Annotated in this window: 20 protein-coding genes; 3 read left to right on the forward strand and 17 right to left on the reverse strand. The window is 62.2% G+C overall.

Annotated features, from left to right (window positions below; translation table 11 throughout):
- Positions 1-654 precede the first annotated feature (654 nt).
- From WHX55_RS12470 to WHX55_RS12495, 6 genes are all read right to left on the reverse strand, one after another.
- Positions 655-2,127, reverse strand: a complete 1,473-nt coding sequence (locus tag WHX55_RS12470; RefSeq protein WP_353742732.1) for an aldehyde dehydrogenase family protein — start codon at positions 2,125-2,127, stop codon at positions 655-657.
- Positions 2,120-2,947: an ABC transporter permease gene (locus WHX55_RS12475; protein WP_150754607.1), complete on the reverse strand. Its 828-nt coding sequence runs from the start codon at positions 2,945-2,947 to the stop codon at positions 2,120-2,122. Before WHX55_RS12475 ends, WHX55_RS12470 begins: the two co-directional genes overlap by 8 nt.
- Before the next feature lies 1 nt (position 2,948).
- Positions 2,949-3,866 (reverse strand): ABC transporter permease, encoded by a 918-nt coding sequence (locus WHX55_RS12480; RefSeq protein WP_102670073.1) that lies wholly within the window; start codon positions 3,864-3,866, stop codon positions 2,949-2,951.
- Positions 3,867-3,897: 31 nt separating this feature from the next.
- On the reverse strand, positions 3,898-5,040 hold the full coding sequence (locus WHX55_RS12485) for a spermidine/putrescine ABC transporter substrate-binding protein (RefSeq protein WP_150754609.1): 1,143 nt from the start codon (positions 5,038-5,040) through the stop codon (positions 3,898-3,900).
- Between the two features lie 39 nt (positions 5,041-5,079).
- The gene (locus WHX55_RS12490; protein ID WP_150759439.1) at positions 5,080-6,195 is read right to left on the reverse strand and encodes an ABC transporter ATP-binding protein; all 1,116 of its coding nucleotides are present in this window, start codon (positions 6,193-6,195) and stop codon (positions 5,080-5,082) included.
- A gap of 100 nt (positions 6,196-6,295) precedes the next feature.
- A complete protein-coding gene (locus WHX55_RS12495) occupies positions 6,296-6,508 on the reverse strand; it encodes an MbcA/ParS/Xre antitoxin family protein (RefSeq protein ID WP_353742733.1) in 213 nt (70 codons plus the stop codon).
- Between the two features lie 517 nt (positions 6,509-7,025).
- Between WHX55_RS12495 and WHX55_RS12500 the strand changes: the two genes are divergently transcribed.
- On the forward strand, positions 7,026-7,385 hold the full coding sequence (locus WHX55_RS12500) for a DUF6124 family protein (protein ID WP_353742734.1): 360 nt from the start codon (positions 7,026-7,028) through the stop codon (positions 7,383-7,385).
- Positions 7,386-7,721: 336 nt separating this feature from the next.
- Here the strand turns inward: WHX55_RS12500 and WHX55_RS12505 are convergent, their stop codons facing one another.
- From WHX55_RS12505 to WHX55_RS12515, 3 genes are all read right to left on the reverse strand, one after another.
- The gene (locus tag WHX55_RS12505) at positions 7,722-8,546 is read right to left on the reverse strand and encodes a LuxR C-terminal-related transcriptional regulator (protein ID WP_150754614.1); all 825 of its coding nucleotides are present in this window, start codon (positions 8,544-8,546) and stop codon (positions 7,722-7,724) included.
- 159 nt (positions 8,547-8,705) lie between these two features.
- Complete coding sequence (locus tag WHX55_RS12510) at positions 8,706-9,101, reverse strand: VOC family protein (protein ID WP_353742735.1); 396 nt, start codon at positions 9,099-9,101, stop codon at positions 8,706-8,708.
- 23 nt (positions 9,102-9,124) lie between these two features.
- Positions 9,125-10,354: an MFS transporter gene (locus tag WHX55_RS12515; RefSeq protein WP_353742736.1), complete on the reverse strand. Its 1,230-nt coding sequence runs from the start codon at positions 10,352-10,354 to the stop codon at positions 9,125-9,127.
- 123 nt (positions 10,355-10,477) lie between these two features.
- Here WHX55_RS12515 and WHX55_RS12520 point away from each other — a divergent pair, with 123 nt between their 5' ends.
- The gene (locus WHX55_RS12520; protein ID WP_353742737.1) at positions 10,478-11,251 is read left to right on the forward strand and encodes a helix-turn-helix transcriptional regulator; all 774 of its coding nucleotides are present in this window, start codon (positions 10,478-10,480) and stop codon (positions 11,249-11,251) included.
- Positions 11,252-11,292: 41 nt separating this feature from the next.
- On the opposite strand, the gene phnX is transcribed toward WHX55_RS12520, so the two are convergent.
- The 4 genes from phnX to psrA all read right to left on the reverse strand — a co-directional run bounded on the left by phnX (position 11,293) and on the right by psrA (position 15,651).
- Positions 11,293-12,120, reverse strand: coding sequence for a phosphonoacetaldehyde hydrolase (gene phnX / locus WHX55_RS12525; protein ID WP_353742738.1), 828 nt, complete (start codon positions 12,118-12,120; stop codon positions 11,293-11,295).
- A gap of 86 nt (positions 12,121-12,206) precedes the next feature.
- Entirely contained in the window at positions 12,207-13,079 is an 873-nt protein-coding gene (locus WHX55_RS12530; RefSeq protein ID WP_150754618.1) for a LysR substrate-binding domain-containing protein, read from the reverse strand.
- A gap of 54 nt (positions 13,080-13,133) precedes the next feature.
- The gene (locus WHX55_RS12535) at positions 13,134-14,429 is read right to left on the reverse strand and encodes an MFS transporter (protein ID WP_353742739.1); all 1,296 of its coding nucleotides are present in this window, start codon (positions 14,427-14,429) and stop codon (positions 13,134-13,136) included.
- 130 nt (positions 14,430-14,559) lie between these two features.
- On the reverse strand, positions 14,560-15,651 hold the full coding sequence (gene psrA, locus WHX55_RS12540) for an iron-containing alcohol dehydrogenase PsrA (RefSeq protein ID WP_150754620.1): 1,092 nt from the start codon (positions 15,649-15,651) through the stop codon (positions 14,560-14,562).
- A 267-nt stretch (positions 15,652-15,918) separates the two neighbouring features.
- Here psrA and WHX55_RS12545 point away from each other — a divergent pair, with 267 nt between their 5' ends.
- Complete coding sequence (locus WHX55_RS12545; protein ID WP_353742740.1) at positions 15,919-16,542, forward strand: NIPSNAP family protein; 624 nt, start codon at positions 15,919-15,921, stop codon at positions 16,540-16,542.
- 24 nt (positions 16,543-16,566) lie between these two features.
- Here the strand turns inward: WHX55_RS12545 and WHX55_RS12550 are convergent, their stop codons facing one another.
- From WHX55_RS12550 to WHX55_RS12565, 4 genes are all read right to left on the reverse strand, one after another.
- Positions 16,567-17,853 (reverse strand): FAD-dependent oxidoreductase, encoded by a 1,287-nt coding sequence (locus WHX55_RS12550; RefSeq protein WP_353742741.1) that lies wholly within the window; start codon positions 17,851-17,853, stop codon positions 16,567-16,569.
- Positions 17,854-17,856: 3 nt separating this feature from the next.
- Positions 17,857-19,434, reverse strand: coding sequence for an aldehyde dehydrogenase (NADP(+)) (locus WHX55_RS12555; RefSeq protein ID WP_353742742.1), 1,578 nt, complete (start codon positions 19,432-19,434; stop codon positions 17,857-17,859).
- A 105-nt stretch (positions 19,435-19,539) separates the two neighbouring features.
- Positions 19,540-20,487 carry a dihydrodipicolinate synthase family protein gene (locus WHX55_RS12560; protein WP_150724171.1) on the reverse strand — a complete coding sequence of 316 codons (948 nt, stop codon included), beginning with the start codon at positions 20,485-20,487 and terminating at the stop codon, positions 19,540-19,542.
- 57 nt (positions 20,488-20,544) lie between these two features.
- A complete protein-coding gene (locus WHX55_RS12565) occupies positions 20,545-21,471 on the reverse strand; it encodes a 4-hydroxyproline epimerase (protein ID WP_353742743.1) in 927 nt (308 codons plus the stop codon).
- Positions 21,472-21,485: the final 14 nt, after the last annotated feature.

Here is a 21,485-nt window from a genome sequence, read left to right on the forward strand (position 1 = left end):
GATTACCCCTTGTCACAAGCCTGCTCCCACAGTTTGATCGTCAGTGAATGCCAATCCCGCGGCCGACCACAATCCCTGTGGGAGCGGCGGTGCGGCGATCCGACTTGCCCGCGAAGAGGCCGGTACATCCAACACAGATATTGGCTGACCCACCGCCTTCGCGAGCAAGCCCGCTCCCACAATTTTGATCTTCAGTGAACGCTAATCCCGCGGCCGACCACAATCCCTGTGGGAGCGGCGGTGCGGCGATCCGACTTGCTCGCGAAGAGGCCGGCACATCCAACAGAGATATTGCCTGACCCAGCGCTATCGCGAGCAAGCTCGCTCCCACAATTTTGATCTTCAGTGACCACCAATCCCACGCCAGCCACAACCCCTGTGGGAGCGAGCCTGCTCGCGAAGAGGCCGGCACATCCAACAGAGATATTGCCTGACCCAGCGCTTTCGCGAGCAAGCCCGCTCCCACAATTTTGATCTTCAGTGACCACCAATCCCACGGTTGGCCACAACCCCTGTGGGAGCGAGCCTGCTCGCGAAGAGGCCGGCACATCCAACAGAGATATTGCCTGACCCAGCGCTTTCGCGAGCAAGCCCGCTCCCACAATTTTGATCTTCAGTGAACGCTAATTCCCCGGCCGGCCACAGTTGACCTGCTTACTTCAAGTACCACCCCCAAGGCTGCTCACTGACGTACTCGGTCACCTGCTTGACCTCCAGGTAATTGTGCAATCCCCATTGCCCCAGTTCCCGGCCGATGCCGCTGTGTTTCATCCCGCCCCAGGGCGCTTCGACGAAGGTCGGTTGCGAGCAGTTGACCCAGACGATCCCTGCACGCAGCTGGTTGGCGACCCGAGCGGTGCGCTGCAAGTCGGCGCTCATCACGGCGGCAGCCAAGCCGAAGCGGCTGGCGTTGGCCATTTGCACCGCTTGCTCTTCGGTCTTGAAACGCTTGATGCACAGCACCGGGCCGAACACTTCTTCGCGCCACAAGATGCTGCTGTGCCCCGGCTCATCAAAGATTGCCGGCTCGATGAAATACCCTTCGGCCAGATGCGCCGGCCGCTTGCCTCCGGTGAGCAAACGGGCGCCACTGGCCAGGCCCTGGTCGATGAAACCGAGCACCTTGTCGTACTGACCCTGGCTGACCAGCGGCCCGAGCAGCACACCGGGCTGCATGCCGGGGCCAATGCTGATCTTGCGGGTTTCTTCGACCAGACGTTCGATCAGGCGCGGGGCGATGCTTTCTTGCACCAGCAGACGTGACGTGGCGCTGCACACCTGGCCCTGGTTCCAGAAAATCCCGAACAGAATCCACTCCACAGCGGCTTCGACATCGGCGTCATCAAACACGATGAAGGCAGACTTGCCCCCCAGTTCCAGGCTGATGTTCTTGATGTCCCGCGCCGCCGCCGACATGATTTTCGCCCCGGTGGGCACGCTGCCGGTGAAGGCCAGTTTGTCCACTCCCGGATGCTCGGTGAGCGGGCTGCCGGCGTCGGCGCCGAGGCCGGTGACCATGTTCAACACTCCGGCTGGCAAGCCGATACGGTCGGCAGCGGCCGCCAGCTCCAGGGCGGTCAGCGGCGTCAGTTCGGACGGTTTCAACACCACCGTGGCCCCGGCAGCCAAGGCTGGCGCGACCTTCCACGCGGCCATCAGCAGCGGGTAGTTCCAGGGAATGATCTGCCCGGCGACGCCAATCGGCTCGTGGCGGATGCGGCAGCGGAATCGCGCGTCCGGCAAGGCCAGCGGCTGATCCTGCTGCTGATCCAGCTCGCGGGCCAAACCGGCGTAGTAACGGAAGCAACCAATCGCATCGCCAATGTCCCACTGCGCTTCGGGCAGGGGCTTGCCGTTGTCGCGCACTTCAAGTTCCGCCAGCGCCTGCTGGCCACTTTCCAGTTCATCGGCCAAGGCTTCCAGCCACTGTGCACGTTCGGTGCCGCTGGTCTGGCCCCAGCCATTGTCGAAGGCACGACGGGCCGCACGCACGGCATGGTCGACATCCTCTTCAGTGCCCGCGGCCACCCGGTGGAAGACCTGTTCGGTGGCCGGATCGATCACGTCCAGATAACCGCCCAGGTCCGGGCTGACCCATTCGCCGTTGATGTAGAGCTGATCACGCATGGTGCGACTCCTTGACGCCGGTGCGGCGGTTTTGCAGATGGCGGGAAGTGAACAGCAGGGCCAGCGACACGCAGATGATCACCGTGGAAATCGCGTTGATCTCTGGTGTCACGCCACGGCGGATGGAGGAAAAGATGTAGATCGGCAACGTCGTTTCAGAGCCGGCGACGAAGAACGCGATGATGAAATCGTCGAAGCTGAAGGTGAACGCCAGCAGGAACCCGGCCATGATCGCCGGACTGATCTGCGGCAGGGTCACCCGCCAGAAGGTGTCCATCGGAGGCGCATACAGGTCCGCCGAGGCTTCCAGCAAGGCCTTGTCCAGCGAGTCGACGCGGCTGCGCACGATCACCATCACCAGGGCCATGGTGAACAACGAGTGCGCGGCGATCACGGTGAAGAACCCCATGTTCAATTTCGGCACTGTCGGCAGCCAGCTCGCCAGCAGCGGGTTGATCAGGTCGAACAGGCTGATGAAGGCGATCAGTGTCGAGATGCCGATGACAATGCCGGGCACGATGATCGCGCAGTAGGTCAGTGCGTCGAACAGCAAGCGCACTTTGGTGCCGCAGCGCTGCAAGCCGAACACCGCGAGGGTGCCGAACAGCGTGGCGATCACTGCCGAACTGAAGGCGATCAGTGCGCTGTTGCCCAGGGCTTCCATGATGAACGGGTTGCCGAATGCGGTGCCGAACCATTGCACCGAGCAGCACTGGAACGCCAGGCCACTGCGCCCGGCGTTGAAGCTGAACAGCACGATCAAGGCAATCGGCGCATAGAGGAACAGGTACAGCGAGGTTGAATAGCTGCGCAGCCACATGTCACAGGCCTCCGTCGGCAGGGCGGCCGCCGTAGCGCGCCACCAGTTTCAAATACACGCCGATGATCAGCAGCATCATCGCCACCAACGTCATGGCCAGCGCACTGCCGAATGGCCAGTTGCGCGATTGCAGGAACAGGTCGACCAGCGCGTTGCCGACAAAGAACACCTTGCCGCCGCCGAGAATGGCCGGGATCAGGAACTCGCCCATCAACAGGATGAACACCAGCATCACCCCGGTGATGATCCCCGGCGCGGACAGCGGCAGGGTGATCCGGCGAAAGCTTTCGAAGGCACTGGCGCCCAGGTCCGCCGAGGCTTCGAGCAGGCGCTTGTCGAGTTTTTCCAGGCTGACGTAGATCGGGAACACCATCAGCGGCAGGTAGCCATAGACGATGCCGATCAACACCGCCCACGGCGTGTTGATCAGCCGCACATCCTCGAGACCCAGGCTGGCCAGCAGCGCCGGAATGCCTTTGCCGCTGAGGATGAAAATCCACGCGTAGGTGCGGATCAGGAAACTGGTCCAGAACGGCACGATCACCAGGGTCAGCAACAGCGAACGGTTCCTCGTGACCTTGACCGCAAGGAAGTACGCCAATGGATAAGCCGCCACCAGGCACACCAGGGTGCCCAGCGGCGCCAGCATCAGCGTGTTGCTGAACGCCGCGCCGCGAGAACCGAGATTCAGGTAGTTGGCCAGGGTGAAGCCACCGGCGTAACCGCCCACGGCGCTGCGCTCGCCGAAACTGAAGACCAGGATGATCACCAGCGGCATCAACAACAGCAGCAGGAACCACAGGGTCGAAGGCAAGAGCATTAGCAGGGTGATGCGCCGGCCGAGGCTGCGCCGTTGGCGAACCTCGGCCGACAGGGCATGGCCAGGCTGCACCGTTTGCGGGTGGGCGGCGGCATTCATGGGTGACTCCTCATTGGCCATGGTCAGGCGATCAGGCGGACTTGAAACGCGCCATCAGTTCGGCACGCGCCGGGCTGGTCAGCGTCGCGGCGGCACCGAACTCCAGCGGGCTCAGGGCTTCGGCGGCCGGGTACATGATCGGATCGTCGAGCATCGCCACCGGCAGCAGCGCGTCGACACGCTTGTCGCCGCTCGGGTAGCCGTGGCTCAGCACTTCCAGCTTGTTGTGCTGCGGGTCGAGCAGGTAATTGATGAACGCGTAGGCGGCGTCCTTGTGCTCCGAGCTTTTCGGAATGGCGAAAAAGTCGCTCCACAACTCGCCACCTTCCTTGCCCAGTTCGAACTGCATTTGCGCGTTATCGCGGTGCAGTTGCGAAGCATCGCCGGTCCACGCCATCGCCAGCCAGGCATCGCCGCTGCGCATTGATGGTTGAATGTCGGAGTTGATCGCGAACAGGTGCGGCTTGACCTCGATCAGCAGCTTTTCCGCGTCGGCCAGTTCTATCGGGTCCAGAGAGTTGAAGCTGTAGCCGAAGCTTTTCAGCGCGTTGCCGATGGCAGTCAATTGGTAGTCGTGAACGATCGTGCGGCCGCTGGCCGGGCCTTGGGCGGCGGCCCAGAATTCTTTCCAGCTGGCGGGACCGTTTTTCAGCTTGCCGGCGTCGTAGAGCATGCCGGTGGTGCCCCAGTTTTTCGGCACCGCGTAGACCTTGCCGTCCACCGTGCCTTGGGCCATGAACTTCTGCTGGAACGCCGAGGCGTCGAAGTTGGGAATGCGCGACAGGTCCAGCGGCTCGATCAGCCCCAGGCCGACGTAGGTGCTGATGGTGTAGTTGGTCGGCACCAGCACGTCCCAGCCACTGCCGCCGGCCTGCAATTTGGCGAGCATTTCTTCGTTGGAGCCGAAAACACTCATCGACACCCGGGCGCCGGTGGTCTTGCTGAACGCGTCGAGGTTTTCCTGGCTGTGGTAGTTCGGCCAGGTCGCCAGCGCCAGGCGATCACCGAGTTTGGTTTGCTCGGCGGCCTCAGCGGTGGAGGTCAGCAGGCCGGGCATGTTGGTGGCGACCACGGCGGCGGCGATCCCCAGGCCCGTGCGGCCAAGGAACTCGCGGCGGCTGATCGAGCCGTTCTGCCAGCTGCGCAGGGTTTTTATAAAAGTCTTCTGGTCCATAGCACGCTCCACATCCGGTTGATGAAACGAATCGATGATTTACAACGCCATGGCCAACCCATTGGCGTGATCCCAGCCGACGCGCACTGGCGCGCCGTGTTCGAATGCATTGGCGCCGTGATCCTGCTGGCGCGGTACCCGCACGCAGACCACGCCGAAGGCCTGGGTGCGCACGCGGTACTCGGTGGAATTGCCCAGGTAAATGCGGTCCTCGACGCAGCCTTGCAGCTTCACTTCCCGGGCCATCTCGGCGTTGGCCCCGGCGATGCTGATCAGCTCCGGCCGCACCGCAATGCAACCGGCGGCGTTGGCGCTCAGACCCTTGCCGGTGGGGGTGAGCGGGCTGGTCAGTTCCAGCCCTTGCTCGGTGCGCAGCACCACCGAATTGCCGTTGAGCTGGCGCACGGTGCCGTCGAACAGGTTGGACTCGCCGATGAAGTCAGCGACGTAGCGACTGGCCGGCGCTTCGTAGAGTTGTTCCGGGGTGGCGGTCTGGATGATCGATCCGTTGTGCATCACGCTGATGCTGTCGCTCATCGACAGGGCTTCCTCCTGGTCGTGGGTGACCAGCACGAAAGTGATGCCGACCTCGCGCTGCAAACGCAGCAGTTCCGACTGCATCTCCTTGCGCAGCTTGCGGTCCAGCGCAGCCAGTGGTTCGTCGAGCAGCAACACCGTCGGCTTGTTGACCAAGGCGCGGGCGAGGGCTACGCGCTGTTGCTGGCCGCCGGACAGTTCACTCGGCTTGCGTTGGCCGAAGCCGCTCAGGCGCACCATCTCCAGCGCCTCATCGGCCATGCGCAATTGCTGTTTTTTGTCCGGGCGTGGATTGCGATAACGCAGGCCGTAGGCAATGTTCTGCGCCACGGTCAAATGCGGGAACAAAGCGTAATGCTGGAACACCATGTTCACCGGCCGCTCGAAGGCCGGCACACCGGCCACGCTTTTGCCGGCCAGACGAACCTCGCCGCTGGTGGGCTGCTCGAAGCCGGCGATCATGCGCAGGGTGGTGGTCTTGCCACAGCCCGAGCCGCCGAGAAAGGAATGAAACGAGCCACGCCGCACCGCGAAATCCAGACCGCTGACGGCCTGCACCTCGCCATAGCGTTTGACCACATTGCAGAATTCGATATCGCTTGGCGGGGTGTTGTTCACGAGGCGGGCTCCCTTGCAGTGATGAATCAGTGCGTCGGGGGCCAAACTAGCAATCGGGGTTTTACGGTGTATATATCCCTTGGGGGATAGGAGGGTGGGGTTATTGATAGACCCCATGCTCAATTCGAGTCAGATAATCCTCAACCTTCTGGAATCCCTGTGAGTCATCGAGCAGTTCCTGCGGGACGTGGTTTTCCAGTGGCTTGCAGGGTTTTTTTAGCCACGCCTTTGCCAACTGTTGATTGCCAAATACGTTGATGGCGTGTTTCAGGGCTTTTGCATGCAGGGTTTTGTTTTGCTGTTTTAGCCGCACTGATGTGATCTCCGTTGCCAGTTTGATACGTGTCAGCAGCCTCCACGTTAACCTTCGCATTTCCGACGACAAACCCTAAAAGTACGTCGGATATTTCCCGTGTTTCCAGGCAGATTTAAACGCTGCTAGGCCGCGAAAATTCGCGCGTCTGCCGTTGTTTTAGTGTTGTTGTTTAAGTGCGCTCTACGTTACTTCATGAAAGCTACAACACCTTGCGTCGTTGCCTACAGGTACGCCAGAATCCGCCGGCTTGTGCGCCTTGGGGCTGGGTTTTATCGTTCCCGCGTCGCTGCCAATTCAGCGACCGGGCTTGGAACCCCGAGGAATAAACGGCACAAGGCGTGCCGCTTAACATATGCTGCGCACCTTCAAGTGTGCACTCCGTTATGGCGGCTGTGCGCGGGAGACCTTAGGGTCTGCCGGGTTCCGTTTACCCCGGGTTCCAACCTGCGTACAGCTGCCACCCCTTCGCTTGGAACCGAATGGAGCAGCTCCAACTCGTAGACGGAGACTTGCCATGTTCAAGGTCACACCCAACCCGCCGGACACCGATCCAGCATCCCCATACGAAAGCCTCGACTCCAAAAAACTCCACGAAGCCGCCGAGCGCGCCCTCGATCATTACCTCAACCCCGGCCCTGCGATCATGGCCACCCCGCGCACACCCAGCACGATGTTCATCGTCAATCCCGATCTCAGTGCCGAAACCTTGCTGGTGCACGCGTGTGAGTCGCTGGCGTCGGCCAATGTCATGGCCAACGATCTGGTGGATCATCTGGAAGGGACGAGCCGCAATGCGCTGCTGGGGATTGCGCAGGTGATCATGCTGGGGGAGTTGGCGGTGAACCGGGCGCTGGATCAACTCGATCCGCCCTGACCACAATCTCCAGATCACCGATAGACCTGTGGGAGCGAGCCTGCTCGCGAATACGGATTCACATCCAACGCGGATGTTGGCAGATACACCGCTTTCGTGAGCAGGCTCGCTCCCACAAGGGGTTTCTGCTGGCCGACAGGTATCAGGTCTGCAACTTGAGCCCAGGGGCACTGGATCAACTTGATCCGCCCTGACCACAATCTCCGGATCATCGACAGACCTGTGGGAGCGGGCTTGCTCGCGAAGGCGGTGTGTCAGGCAACTTATATGTTGGCCGAAAAACCGCTTTCGCGAGCAAGCCCGCTCCCACAGGGGGTTTCTGTTAACCGACAGGTATCAGGCTTGCAGCTTGAAACCGGGCGCCTGCAACGGATCCTCCGTCAACTCCCGAATAAACAACCCCAGCAATTCCGACTGGCTGCCAATCCCCAGCTTGGCGTAGATGTTCTTGCGGTGAATCTTCACCGTGCCGGGACTGATGTTCAGTTGCTCAGCCACCGAGGCACTTGAGTGACCGCGCAGCAACAGTTGAACGATTTCCTGCTCGCGGCCGGTGAGGATATGCGCGCCGAACTGGTCGAAGGCTTCGCGGATCTTGAAGTCCAGGTCCTGCGCCGGTCGCGGCTCCTGAGCCTGACGCAAGCGCCAGGCTTCATTGATGACCTGTTCGACCACTGCTTGCGCACACTCGACCAATTGCATTTCATCCCGGCTGAACGCACAGCTGGCGCTGGAGCGCATCAACGACAACACCGCCGTGGCACCACCGCCGAGGTCGACGAAGAACGCCACTTCCTCGGCCAGTCCGGTTTGCTGGTAATAGGTCAGGAAGTACTCGCCGAGGTAGAAGTGGTCGGGGGCGAACTGGCGCAAACGCCACAACCCCGGCGCCTGCCCGCGTGTACAAGCCAGGTAGAACGGATCGAGCAGGTAAGGCCCGCATTGATAGTCGTCGACATACACCGCCCGCTTGTCCGCCGAGAACGTATCGAACAACGCCAGTGGCCGGTGATTGCCTTCGTAGACGAACAACACGAAATGATCGACCGGGCAGATTTGCCGAAGCCAATGGCTCAACCCCGACAGTCGCCCATGCCCGGCAGGCAGGTCGAGCAGGTGGGCGACTCCGGTGGTCCAGAGTTTCAGTTCCTTGGGGCGCATGGCGGCTACAGGCAGAAGAGGATGGCCTGTGGATGCACAAAGTACGCCATGGCGGGTGGCCCCCGTGTGGAGCGGGGTGGCGCACGGCAAGGCGTTTAAAAGACGCACTGCATTGGGGCCGGGTGTTACCGAGTGCTACAGGGTTGGTAGCAGAAATGATCAGGCGGTTGAGTTGTGCTGGACGATCTGGATGAGATTGCCGCAGGTGTCGTCCAGTACCGCGAGGGTGACCGGTCCCATCACCGTCGGCAGGCGGGTGAATTGCACGCCGGCGGCGCTGAGCCGGGCATATTCGGCTTGCACGTCTTCGACACCGAAAAAGGTGCAGGGAATGCCGTCCTGCTTGATCGCGCTCTGGAATGTCTTAGCCGCGCAGTGGGCATTGGGCTCCAGCAACAGTTCGACACCACCGGGATCGCCGGGAGAGGTCAGCGTCAGCCAGCGATGTTCGCCCATGGGGATGTCGTGCTTGAGTTCAAAACCGAGCACATCCCGGTAGAAGGCAAGCGCCTTGGCCTGATCATCGACGAGCACGCTGGTGACTACGATTTTCATGAGGGGGGCCTCCTGATGGCTATTCACGCTCCCGACGAGCGTTGTCCAGTAGACGGCAACAGTATGGTCAGAATTCCCAGCAACGGCAGGAACGAACACAACGTGTAGACATATTCGATGCCATGAATATCCGCCAGGTGCCCCAGCAGCGCTGCACCAATCCCGCCGAAACCGAACATCAGGCCGAAGAACACCCCGGCGATCATGCCGACGTTACCGGGCACCAGTTCCTGGGCGAAGACCACGATGGCCGAGAACGCCGAGGCGAGGATGAAGCCGATGATCATGCTCAGCACGCCCGTCCAGAACAGGTCGACGTAGGGCAGGGCGAGGGTGAAGGGCGCGGCGCCGAGGATGGAAAACCAGATCACCCGCTTGCGGCCGATCCGGTCGCCGATCGGGCCACCAAAGAACGTGCCCGCTGCGACAGCGCCAAGAAACAGGAACAGGTACAGCTGCGAACTGGCCACCGACAGGTTGAACTTCTCGATCAGGTAGAAGGTGAAGTAGCTGGTGAAGCTGGCCATGTAGAAGTACTTGGAGAACACCAGCAACGCCAGCACCACCAGGGCGAAGGTCACCCGCCGTTTCGACAGGCCGTGGATGGCCTTGCTGCCTTGCTTGAGCTTGAACAGGTTCAGGTGATTGCGGTACCAGCGGCTCAGGCCGTATTGCACGAGGATGGCGAACACCGCGAACAGACCGAACCAGGCGACGTTGCCCTGGCCATAGGGAATGATGATCGCGGCGGCCAGCAAAGGGCCGAAGGCACTACCGGCATTGCCACCGACCTGAAAGGTCGACTGCGCCAGGCCGTAGCGACCACCCGAGGCCAGGCGCGCAACCCGCGAGGTCTCCGGGTGAAAGGTCGACGAGCCAACCCCCACCAGCGCCGAGGCCACGAGAATGGCCGGGAAGCTGCCGACCATCGACAGCATCAGAATACCGATCAGGGTGCAGACCATGCCCGCCGGCAACAGCCAGGGCTTGGGATGACGGTCGGTGTAGAAACCGATCCACGGTTGCAGCAGTGAGGCGGTGAGCTGGAAGGTCAGGGTGATCAGGCCGACCTGGGTGAAGCTCAGACCATAGCTGGCCTTGAGCATCGGGTAGATCGACGGCAGCACGGCCTGGATCAGGTCGTTGATCAGGTGCGCCAGCGCGCAGGCGCCGATGACGCGCATGACCAAGGGGCTGGCCTGGCTGGCCACCGAAGCGGTGGATGAGGGTGAACTGAGGGTGGTGGTCGACATGGGCGATCTTCCGGATAAACGCGAACTGCGAAGCAGTCAATTTCAGGGTTCGGCGTTATCCTATGGGTCTTGAAAACGCCCGTCTCGCGCAGATCGGGCATCGACAATCGCAAAAAGGGCGTCATGATCAAACCACTGGATAAATTTCTCGCGGACATCGACCAAGGCGACTGGGACGTTCGCAGCAGCGCGACCGATTACCCGGAAAACTGGTTTATCCAGCCGCACTCCCACGAGAAGCATCAACTGATCTATGCCATCGAAGGTGTGATGGTGGTGCACGCCGCAAGCAGCCAATGGACCGTTCCGCCGAGCCGTGGAATCTGGATGCCGAGTGGGGAAGTGCACTCGATTCGCTGTGTCGGGCCAATCAAGATGCGCAGTGTTTTTGTGCACCCTGACGCGAGCGTCGGACTGCCCGCCGAACCTCGGGCTGTGAGCGTTTCTGCACTCCTGAGTGAGCTGATCAAAGTCTCGGTTGATTTCGAATTCAGCGAAGAACCGAACTCACGGGAGGCCCGCGTACTGTGCCTGATCCTGGATGAACTGACGATCCTGCCGACCTTGCCGTTGAACCTGCCGCAGCCCGCCGACCAGCGTATCAACCTGATCTGTAGCGCGTTGCAGCGTGATCCGGGGGATGGCTCGACGTTGTCGGACTGGAGCGCCCGCTTGAGCCTCGACGCCAAAACCATCCAGCGCAGGTTCCGCAAGGAAACCGGCATGACCTTCGGCCAATGGCGCCAGCAAGCGCGACTGCTGCTGGCGCTGGAACGAATAGCCGTCGGGGAGAAGATCATCGACATTGCCGGTGAACTGGGATACGACAGCCCCAGCGCGTTCACCACCATGTTCAAGAAGCAGTTCGGCAAGACGCCGAGTGATTTTTTCAAGTGAGGCGGCCGCCCGTGGGACGGCCGCTTGACGCCTGAATCAGCTCAGGATCCTTGCGGCGTTTCACCTCGCGCCAGTCGCGCATTGATGTCTTCGATGACCGCCGGCAGATCGACGATGGTGTCGATCAGGTAGTGCGGGCGGGAGCCTTCGAACATCCTGACGATGCGGGCCCGCTCACTGTCCAGCCTGTCGGAGGGCAGGACCTTGTATTGCTCGTAGGTCAAGCCCAGGGCATTGCCGGAACAGGTCAGCGCGACCGTCCACATCCCGGCGGCCCGGCCTTCGAGAATGCCGGGCCAGGTGTCGTCGACCTTGACGCAGGCGGCGACGTCGCTGATCCCCAGGGCAATCACGTTGGCCAAGGCCTGGGCCGGGTAGGGGCGGCCGTTCGGGACCTCGTCGGTGGCCACCACATGGTCCGCCACGTAGCCATTGTGTCGCGCCAGCTCGACCACTTTTTCCATGACCACGGCCGGGTAACCGGAGCAGGAACCGATTTTCAGGCCCTTGTCGCGCAAGGCGTCGATGGTGTTCAGCGCGCCGGGAATCAGGGCCGAATGCAGGGCGATTTTCTCGATCTGCAGTGGCATGAACCGTTCGTACAGTGCGGTGACATCGTCATCGGTCGGCAGGCGGTCAAACACCGCACGGTAGCGTTCGGCAATCTGTGGTTGATTGCACAGGGTGCGGATGTGATCCCACTTGCCCATGCCCATCGGACCCCGCGCTTCTTCCAGCGAAACGGCGACGCCGAATTCGGCAAAGGCTTCGACGAAAATCTGCGTGGGGGCGAAGGAGCCGAAATCGACGACGGTGCCGGCCCAGTCCAGGACCACGGCTTGCAGTTGGGTCGGTTGTTGGTAGTTCATGGTATTTCTCCATTTTTTGTTGTGGGCAGGCCGTCCCTCCTGTTGCCAGGAAGTAGGCCTATGGATTGCTCAAGGGTGAGACGAAATCAGGTGGCCGGGGTCGGGCTCGAGTCGAACAGCTCCGCGATCATTGGCCGGTTTCGGCGAATGCCCAGGCAGCACAGGTGGTAGTCGATGGAAAACGGGTGATTGACGAAGGTGATCGGTTTGGTGCCCGGGGTTTCGGCGTACTCGACGGCCGAGACGAAACCGATGCCGATGCCCTTGGCGATGGCATGCACGATGGCCTCGCGGCTGTTCAACTGCATGACGCAGTTCAGCGCGACGCCCAGCTGCTTGCAGCTTTCCTCCACCAGTTGACGAGTGCGGGAGCTTTTTTCCCGCAGCACCCATTTCTCCTCGCTGATCTGCTCGACATGCACTTCTTTCTGCCGGGCCCAGTGATGGTCGTCACGCACCACGGCGATGATCGGGTAGCGCCGGTAAAGCTGCGTGTCAAAGCGTTGGTCGAATTCCGACAGGGCCAGGATCGCCACATCGATATCGAAGTTGAACAGGCGATCCAGGGTCTCTTTTTCCGGGGAGAACGAGGTTTCCAGCTCGATGTCCGGATGCCGTTGCATCAGCTCGTAGGTCAGGTTCATGGCAATCGGCGGCGACACTGCACCCAGGCGCAGCATGCCGGTCTTGCGTTGCTTGAAACTTTGCAGCAATTGCACGGCTTCATCCTCCTGGCCGAACAGGCCCTGGGTGATCGCGTAGAGCTGGTGCCCGGCGGCACTCATTTCGATAAAGCGGCCGCGGCGATGGAACAGTTCCACGGAAAACTTCTTCTCCAGGGCGTTGACCTGCTCACTGACCGTGGGCTGGCCGACGCTCAAATACTCGGCGGCGAGGGTGAAACTGCCGGTCTTGGCCACCGCATGAAATGAACGTAGCCACTTGTGGTACTGGTACATAGACGATCCTGTTCCTGAGCCGCTGCCATTGATTCAATCTGTCCGGCCGGGCCATCAACGCCTGATGAACAGCGCCACCGACGCGCTGCAGAGACAGGCAGCGGTGACCACGATGAAGATCAGCGAGGTGTTGCCGGTACTGTCGAGCATACTGCCGATCAGCGGTTCCGCCAGGCCGGCGAACAGGTAGGACGAGAAGTTCATCACACCGGTCGCGGTGCCGGCGCGCTTGGCGCCCACCAGGTCCGGGCACAGCGCCCAGAAGCTGGAAGCGGGGCCGTACACGAAGAAACCGCAGAGGAACAACGCCACAAGGCCGGTTGCGCTGTGGGGGGCAAGGGTCCACATCCACATACTGGTCGCCGCGCCGAGGAACATATAGAGCATGATCGCCAGGTAGCGTTTGGAGCCGAACAGCTTGTCCGAGATCCAGCCGTTGCTCAGCGCGCCGATGGCCATGCCGACCGGAAGGGCCACGGTGATCCACTTCGGATCGATCATGCTGTCGCCGGTCTTCCAGTTGGCGCCCAGGAAGTGCACCGGCACCCAGACGATCAAGCCATAGCGGGCAGCGTTCTGAAACCCGAGGGATGCGGCAGCGATGATCAGGCGAAAGTTTTTCAGAACAGCTTTGTAACGCTGCGCGGAAGTTTCGACTTCGCCCTGGGCCACTTCATGGCTTTTGTCCTCGGCGTTGGCCACACCGGTGTCGGCAGGCGGCTCGAAACCCAGGTCTTGCGGACGCTCGCGGGCCACCAGGTAGAAGATGATGCCGCCCGCCAGCATGAGCAACACGGGCAGGCGGAAGATCCAGCGCCACTCCAGTTGCATCACTTCCAGCACGACGATCGAGGTCACGTAGGAAAGCACTGACGCGCAGCCGGCCGCGAACACATAGAAGCCGTAGACCTTGCCGCGTTCGCCCGCGCTCCACCAGTTGGAGATCAGCCGACTGCCCGGTGCCCAGCCCAATGCCTGGAAGTAGCCATTGATCCCCCAGGGCAGGATCAGCCCGGCGAAACCGCTGGCGAAACTGGTCACCCAGTTGGCGCCGCAGGACAGTACGGCGCCCAGGGTCATGATGCGCCGGCCACCGAATTTGTCGGCGAGGTTGCCGTTGATGGCCTGGCCAATGGCGTAGGCCCAGAGCATGGCGGCCGAAACCCAGCCGAGGGTTTCCTTGCTCAGGCCGAATTCGGCCTGGATACCCGGGATGGCGAAACCGAAGGTCTGGCGTCCGGTGTAGAAAAACAGATAGCAAAACATGGCTGCCAGCAGCATCCGCCACTGGGCGACGCGAAACGATGCGGTGTGTACGGCGAGACCTGGCATGGTTTGGGCACGATTCATGATCTTTTCCTTATTCTTGTTCGGTCCCTGCGAATTGCATCGCAGGGTGCACTCTTTTTCAGGTGCAGCAGGAAATCGTCGCGGCTCGTTACGCCGCTGGCAGTGTAGTGTCTTTGGGGGCTGGCGAGCCCTAGGCCGCTCGTGAGCCGATGAAGTTCTTGCCGCGTGCGCCCTGCAGGGCGAAATCGATCATGGTTTGGGCCTCTTCGGCCGTTACGCCGTAGTCGGCGAACTCGGTTTTCACTTCCAGGCTGTGCAGGAAGGCGCGCAAACGGGCCTGGGCTTTATCCAGGTCTGGCCCGAAAACCCGTTGCAGGGTCTTGTCGCGCGTCGCGTCGTGGCCCCAGGCAAGGCCCAGAACCAGTGGCAGGGTGAAGGAGCAGGCAATGCCATGGGGCAAGCCGTAGTGCAAGGTCATCTCATAGGAGATGGAGTGAGCCAGTGCGGTCTTGGTGTTGGAGAACGCCATGCCGGCCTTGAGTGCGGCGAGGGCCATCCGTGAACGCAGTTCCTGGCTGGACAGGTCCCTCCGCAGCAAGGGCAGGCATTCGAGGATGTCCTCGATAGCAGAGATGGCGAAGGTGTCGGAAAGCGGGTTGGCGTTGATGTTCCAGATCGACTCCAGTGCGTGGGACAGAGCATCCAGCCCGGTGGAAACGGTGACGCTGGCCGGCACCGTGAGCATCAGTTGCGGATCGATGATGGCGACGCGTGGCCAGGTGCAGTCCAGGTGCAGGGAATACTTCTTGTGGTTAGCGGAGTCCCAGATCGTCGCCCAAGGCGTGACTTCACTGCCGGTGCCTGCCGTGGTCGGGGCTGCGATCAGCTGTTTACTGCGTGCCGGAACGAAGGGTTTACCGCTTGCCAGCAATGCCAGTAGCTCATCGAAGCGGCCTGACTCGGTGCCGACAATCAGCGCCTTGGCGGTGTCGATCGCACTGCCGCCACCGACGGCAATCACCGCATGGCAATCACCGGCCTCTTGCCAGAAGCGTTCATAGGTTGCGCGAAGTTGCGCGACATCGGGATTGGGCTGGACATCTTCGATCACGTAGACCAAGCGTTCGCCCAGCAGCGCTTGAAGGCGATCCACCAGCCCCAGGCCACGGGCTTCGGGAAAGGTCACGACGGCAACGTTCTGGTGTTCGGTGATGGCGGCAAGCTCTTGCAGGCTGCCCCAGCCGAAACGGGTATCCACTGGATTGTGAAATCGGGCGGTCATGGCGGGTCCTTGTTTTTGTTGTTGGAAGTGACGCCATGCTCGCGGTCCACGGACTGCTGCACAAATCGATAATTCGCAGGTTTGAATCGGCTGGGCCGATAACGGCCGATTGGAAGGACCGGGCTGATGTTTCGCTTTCAATCCCAATAAAGAAACTACCTACAACACTGCGGTAATTGCCGTTACCGATGGGGTTCGTCTCAATAGCCCGCCTGCGGGGGCTGCCCTAGGCTGTGTGCTTTTGGCAAACCGGTGGGCGGAGTCGTTATGCGTTTATTTGAACTGATCACTTTTACCGTGCGCGTGCGCACGGTGGCCGATGCGCTGGCACGCATCGAGAATGAGTTGGCGAAGCCGGAAGTCGGCGGGGTGTTGATGGGGTGCTGGGCCTCGGAAATCGGTCAGTTGAACCAGATCGCCGTGCTGCGTGGCTATGGAGACGAAAGCCTTCGACAAGCGGAGCGCGAGCGTTTTTTGCTGGGGGGCGGGGCGTTTGGCATCAACGAATGGATCACCGATCTGCGCATCGAAAACTACACGTTGTTTCCCTTCCTCGAACCCTTGAGCGCGGGCCGGCACGGTCCATTCTACGAACTGCGCGTCTACGACCTGGTCAGCAGCGGGTTGCAGCCCACCCTCGACGGCTGGAGCAAAGCCATCGAAGCGCGAACCGCTGAACAGTATTCGCCGGTGTACGCGGCGTTCTACGCCACCGACGGTGCGCTGCCACGCTATTTGCACATCTGGCCCTGGACCACCCTGGAGCAGCGCCTGCAAGTGCGCACCCATGCGGTCGCCGACGGCGTCTGGCCGCCGGAAAACTCCGGCCCGCAACTGCGCGACATGCGCTCGACGATCTACCTGCCCGCGAAGTTCTCGCCCTTGCAATGACGAGGGCTCGGCTTGACCGGGGCCTCAGAAACGATCCAGCCGGTACGGCGCAGTCGCCGGCAGGCCTTGAGGCTGGGCGTCGGTCAAAGGCGAGGCCATCTGCGCAATCATTTCCGCCGTGACCGCCGCCTGAGTCAACCCCAGATGCTGATGGCCGAAGGCGAGCAGGACTTTGCCGTCGCACACCCGGTCAATGATCGGCAGCGAGTCGGGCAGCGAGGGGCGGAAACCCATCCACGGTGTGGCGGCTTCGGCACTCAGGTCGCGTTTGAACAGGCCTTTGCTCAGGCGGTGCAACTGCCAGGCGCGTTCCATGGTCGGTGGGCAGTCGAGACCGGCGAATTCGACGGTGCCGGCCAGGCGCAGCCCATCAGCCATCGGCGTCATGATGAACTTACGCTCCAGTGAGGTGACGGCAAACGGCAAGCGCTCGTGTTCGTGGGGCAGCATCAGGTGATAGCCGCGCTCGGTGTCCAACGGCACCTTCTTGCCGGTCAGCGCGGCGGTGAGTTTTGCTGAATGGGCGCCGCAGGCAACCAGCACTTGGCGACTGCTCATGCGGCCTTGATCGGTGATCAACGACACGCCGTGTTCATTCAATTGCCCGCCCTCGACCCGCTGCTTGAGGAACTGCACGCCGCTGCTTTTAGCGGCGTGAACCAGTTCGCCAACCACCCGGAAGGGATCGAGAAAATGCCCGGTGCGCGGAAAGAACAAGCCGCCCTGGATCTGCTCGCTGAGTTGCGGCGCCGCATCCCGTACCGCCTTGGCCTGCCAGAAATCCACCGGCACTTGCTGCTGGCGCATGCGGGTCTGTAGCGCTTCGATGGCCTGTTGCGAGTCGGCCCGCTCGAACACCAGCAAAGAGCCGTCCTCCTTGAGCAACCCGGGGCGCTCTATGGTTTCCAGCAAGCGCTGCCAGGCACCCAGGCTGCTTTCGTTGAGGGCGCGGATGCCGGCCACGGTGCGCTGGAACGGCGCCGGTCGCAGGTTGAGCAACAGGCGCATGAACCAGGGCAGGGCTCGGGGCATGTATTTCCAGTCCAGGCGCAGCGGGCCCATCGGGTCCATGAGCATGGCGGGCAGGCGTTTGAGGATCGACAGGTCGGCGATGGGGAACACCTGCTCGGTGGCCAGGTGCCCGGCGTTGCCGAACGAGGCGCCACGGCCGGGCTCCTGTTGATCGATGACCACCACCCGCCGGCCCTGGCGCGCCAGGCGCAGAGCGCAGGCGACGCCGATGATTCCGGCACCGATCACGGCAACGTCCGCCGCGGCGTGGGGGCTGTTGAAAAGGGAGTCGTTGGACATGGCCTAGGCTTCTCTCTGGCCGTCGAGCAGGCGACGCAACTGCAACGGATTGTCGTGCTTGAGGGCGGCCGGCAACAGGGCGTCCGGGAAGTCCTGGTAGCAGACCGGGCGCAGGAAACGCAGGATGGCGGCGGTGCCGACCGAGGTGGTGCGCGCATCGGACGTCGCCGGGAACGGGCCGCCATGGACCATGGCATCGCACACCTCGACCCCGGTCGGCCAGCCATTGACCAACAGGCGCCCGGCCTTGCGCTCCAGTATCGGCAGCAAGGCCCTGGCGCTCTCCACGTCGGCATCGTCCAGGTGCAGGGTGGCGGTCAACTGGCCTTCGAGGTGTTCGATGACCTGGCGGATTTGCTCGTCGTTGGCGCATTGCACGATCAGCGACGCGGCGCCGAACATTTCTGTCTGTAACGTTGGGTCGGCGAGAAACTCACTGGCCTGGGTGACGAACAGGTGAGCCTGGCACTGGTTCGGGGTTTCGCCCCTCAGGCCGACCGCCACCGATTGCGCGTGGGCATGCTCGGCCAGCGCGCCGACGCCAGCCTCGTAGGCCTTGAAAATTCCGGGGGTGAGCATGGTCTGCGCCGGGCTGCGGCGTAGCAGTTGCGCAGCGGTTTGGATGAAGCGTTCAAGGTCCGGGCCTCGGCGGGCAATCACCAGACCCGGATTGGTGCAGAACTGGCCAGCGCCCTGGGTGAGGGAAGCGACGAAGCCTTGCGCCAGGGTTTCGGCTCGCGATTGCAATGCTGCCGGGAACAACAAGACCGGGTTGATCGAGCTCATTTCCGCGTACACCGGGATCGGCTCGGGGCGTGCCTGGGCGGCGTTGCACAAGGCAATGCCGCCGCTGCGCGAGCCGGTGAAACCCACGGCCTTGATGCGCGGATCGGTGACCAGGGCGATGCCCACTTCGCGGCCGGAGCCGAACAACAGCGAAAACACGCCTTCGTGCAATCCGCAAAGTTTGACCGCACGGGCCAGCGCCCGGCCCACCAGCTCACTGGTGCCGGGGTGTGCGCCATGGGCCTTGACGATCACCGGGCAACCGGCGGCCAGTGCCGACGCGGTGTCACCGCCGGCGACGGAGAAGGCCAGGGGGAAATTACTGGCGCCGAACACCGCCACCGGGCCTAGGGGCACCTGACGCTGACGCAGGTCCGGGCGAGGCAGGGGCTGACGCTCCGGCTGCGCGGAGTCGACCCGTACATCCAGCCATTCGCCGGCACGTACGGTGCGGGCAAAGGTGCGCAGCTGCTGGCAAGTGCGGCCCCGTTCACCCTGGATACGCGGGCGCGGCAGGCCGGTCTCGGCCACAGCGCGGTCGATCAACTCATCGCCGAGTGCTTCGATTTCGCTGGCGATGGTTTCGAGGAATTCGGCGCGGGCCTCCAGGGACGTCGCGCGATAGCTGTCCAGGGCACTCCAGGCCAGGGCGCAGGCCTGTTCGACCTGTTCGCCGCTGCCACCGTGATAGACCGGTTCAAGGGGTAGATCAGTAGCGGGATCGATGCCGCGGATCGCTTCGCGGTTGCCGGCGATGGCCTGCTGGCCGATCAACATGTTGCCTGTCAGAATCATGGTCGTTCCTGAAAAAAGAGGGGAGACGTTTGCGAAAAAACGCCGTACCGCCGTGGGCGAAAATAAAGGCGGCGCGCATTGGCACGCCGCTGTACAGGCTGGATGTCAGGCGAAGTTCTGCTCGGCCGACCACTGCTCGTACCACTGGCGGAACAGCGCGTACTGGTTCTCGGCGTAACGACGCTGGGCATCGCTGAGCGCATCGGTCTCGTTGAAGTGCAGGGTGTATTCCTTGTCGCCATTGAGCACCATCAGGTGCTTGTAATAGAGCACCAGGTCGCAGCCCTCATCGAAGGACGACAGCACCGCCAGTGCCGATTCCAGCTCCCGTGCCTGGCGACGCGCCTTGACATCGCCCTTGGCCGCTTGTTTGCTCAAGGCCACCAGGCGCAACACTTCGCGCGGCAGTGCGTTGCCGATGCCGGTGATGGCGCCGGTGGCGTTGCAGTTGACGAAACCATGAACCACCTGGGTGTCGACACCGACCATCAAGGTCACGTCATCGTCCTTGGAGGTGATGTGCTCAGCGGCGTAGCGCAGGTCGGCGGCACCGCCGAACTCCTTGAAGCCGATCAGGTTCGGGTACTCGCGGCGCAGTTCGAAGAACAGGTCGGCGCGGGTGGCGAAGCCGTAGTAAGGGCTGTTGTAGATCACCGCCGGCAGGCCTGGAGCGGCCTGGAGGATCGCGGCGAAGTGGGCTTTTTGCGCGGTGGCCGAAGCGCCGCGAGACAGCACACGAGGGATGACCATCAAGCCATGGGCGCCGACTTTGGCCGCGTGTGCCGCATGGGACACCGCTTCGCGGCTGTTGACGGCACCGGTGCCGACGATGGTCGGAACGCCGGCGGCCACCAGGCGCGCCACGCCTTCCTGACGCTCTGCTTCGGTCAGCAGCGGCCAGTCGCCCATGGAGCCGCAATACACCACCGCGCTCATGCCGATGTCGATCAGTTCGCGACCCTTGGCCACCAGTGCGTCGAAGTCCGGCTTGCGCTCGGCGGTGCATGGGGTCATCAGTGCAGGGATGCAGCCAGTGAAAATGTTGTCGCTCATTTTGTTGTTACTCCTTGAAGCGTTCATTCAGATCGATTGAGAGAAGAGGCGTGGGGCTCAAATGCCCCACGCAAAGGGGTCCTGTTCGTCGATCAGCAAGGTGCTGTCGGCGGTCATGTAGGCGCGGCCAGTGATGAAAGGGATGATGCGTTCGCCTTCCCATTCATAGCTGCCGACGAACTGGCTGGCGGTGATGCTGGCCTGGACCCAGCGTTCACCGGCGGCCAGTTTTCCATCGGCTGCCAGGCATGCCAGTTTTGCGCTGGTGCCGGTCCCGCAGGGCGAGCGGTCGTAGGCCTTGCCGGGGCACATGACGAAGTTGCGGCTGTCGGCGTGATCGTCGTCGGCAAACAGTTCGATGTGGTCGATCAGCGCGCCGTCTTCACCGTGGATGCCCTGAGCCTCGAGGGCCTTGAGCATTGCCCAGGTGTACTCGGTGAGGAACTCGACGTTGTCCATGTGCAACGCCTGACCGTGATCGGACACCAGGAAAAACCAGTTGCCGCCCCAGGCGATGTCGCCGTACACGCGGCCATGCCCCGGCACTTCGACCGGCACCTGTTGGCGGTAGCGGTAGGCGGGCACGTTGCGCAGGGTGACGTTGCCGTCCTCGTGCAACGTGGCGCTGACTGGGCCGACCGGTGTATCGATCTTGTGCTCGCCGGGCTGGATATGCCCCAGGTAATGCAGCGAGTTGACCAGGCCGATGGTGCCGTGACCGCACATGCCGAGGTAGCCGGCGTTGTTGAAGAAGATCACGCCGCAGGTGGCATCCGGCGACACCGGTTCGCAGTACAGCGCACCCACCAGCACATCGTTGCCACGGGGCTCCAGCAGGCAGGCGCGACGCCATTGGTCATGCTGCTCGCGCAATGCATCGCGCTTATCGGCCATGGTCCGGCCGGACAACTGGGGCAGGCCCGACATCACCAGGCGAGTCGGTTCGCCGCCGGTGTGGGAATCAATGACATGTACTTTTTTCATAAACCTTTCCATTA

The sequence above is a fragment of the Pseudomonas fluorescens genome (assembly GCF_040448305.1).
Taxonomy (GTDB): domain Bacteria; phylum Pseudomonadota; class Gammaproteobacteria; order Pseudomonadales; family Pseudomonadaceae; genus Aquipseudomonas; species Aquipseudomonas fluorescens_BH.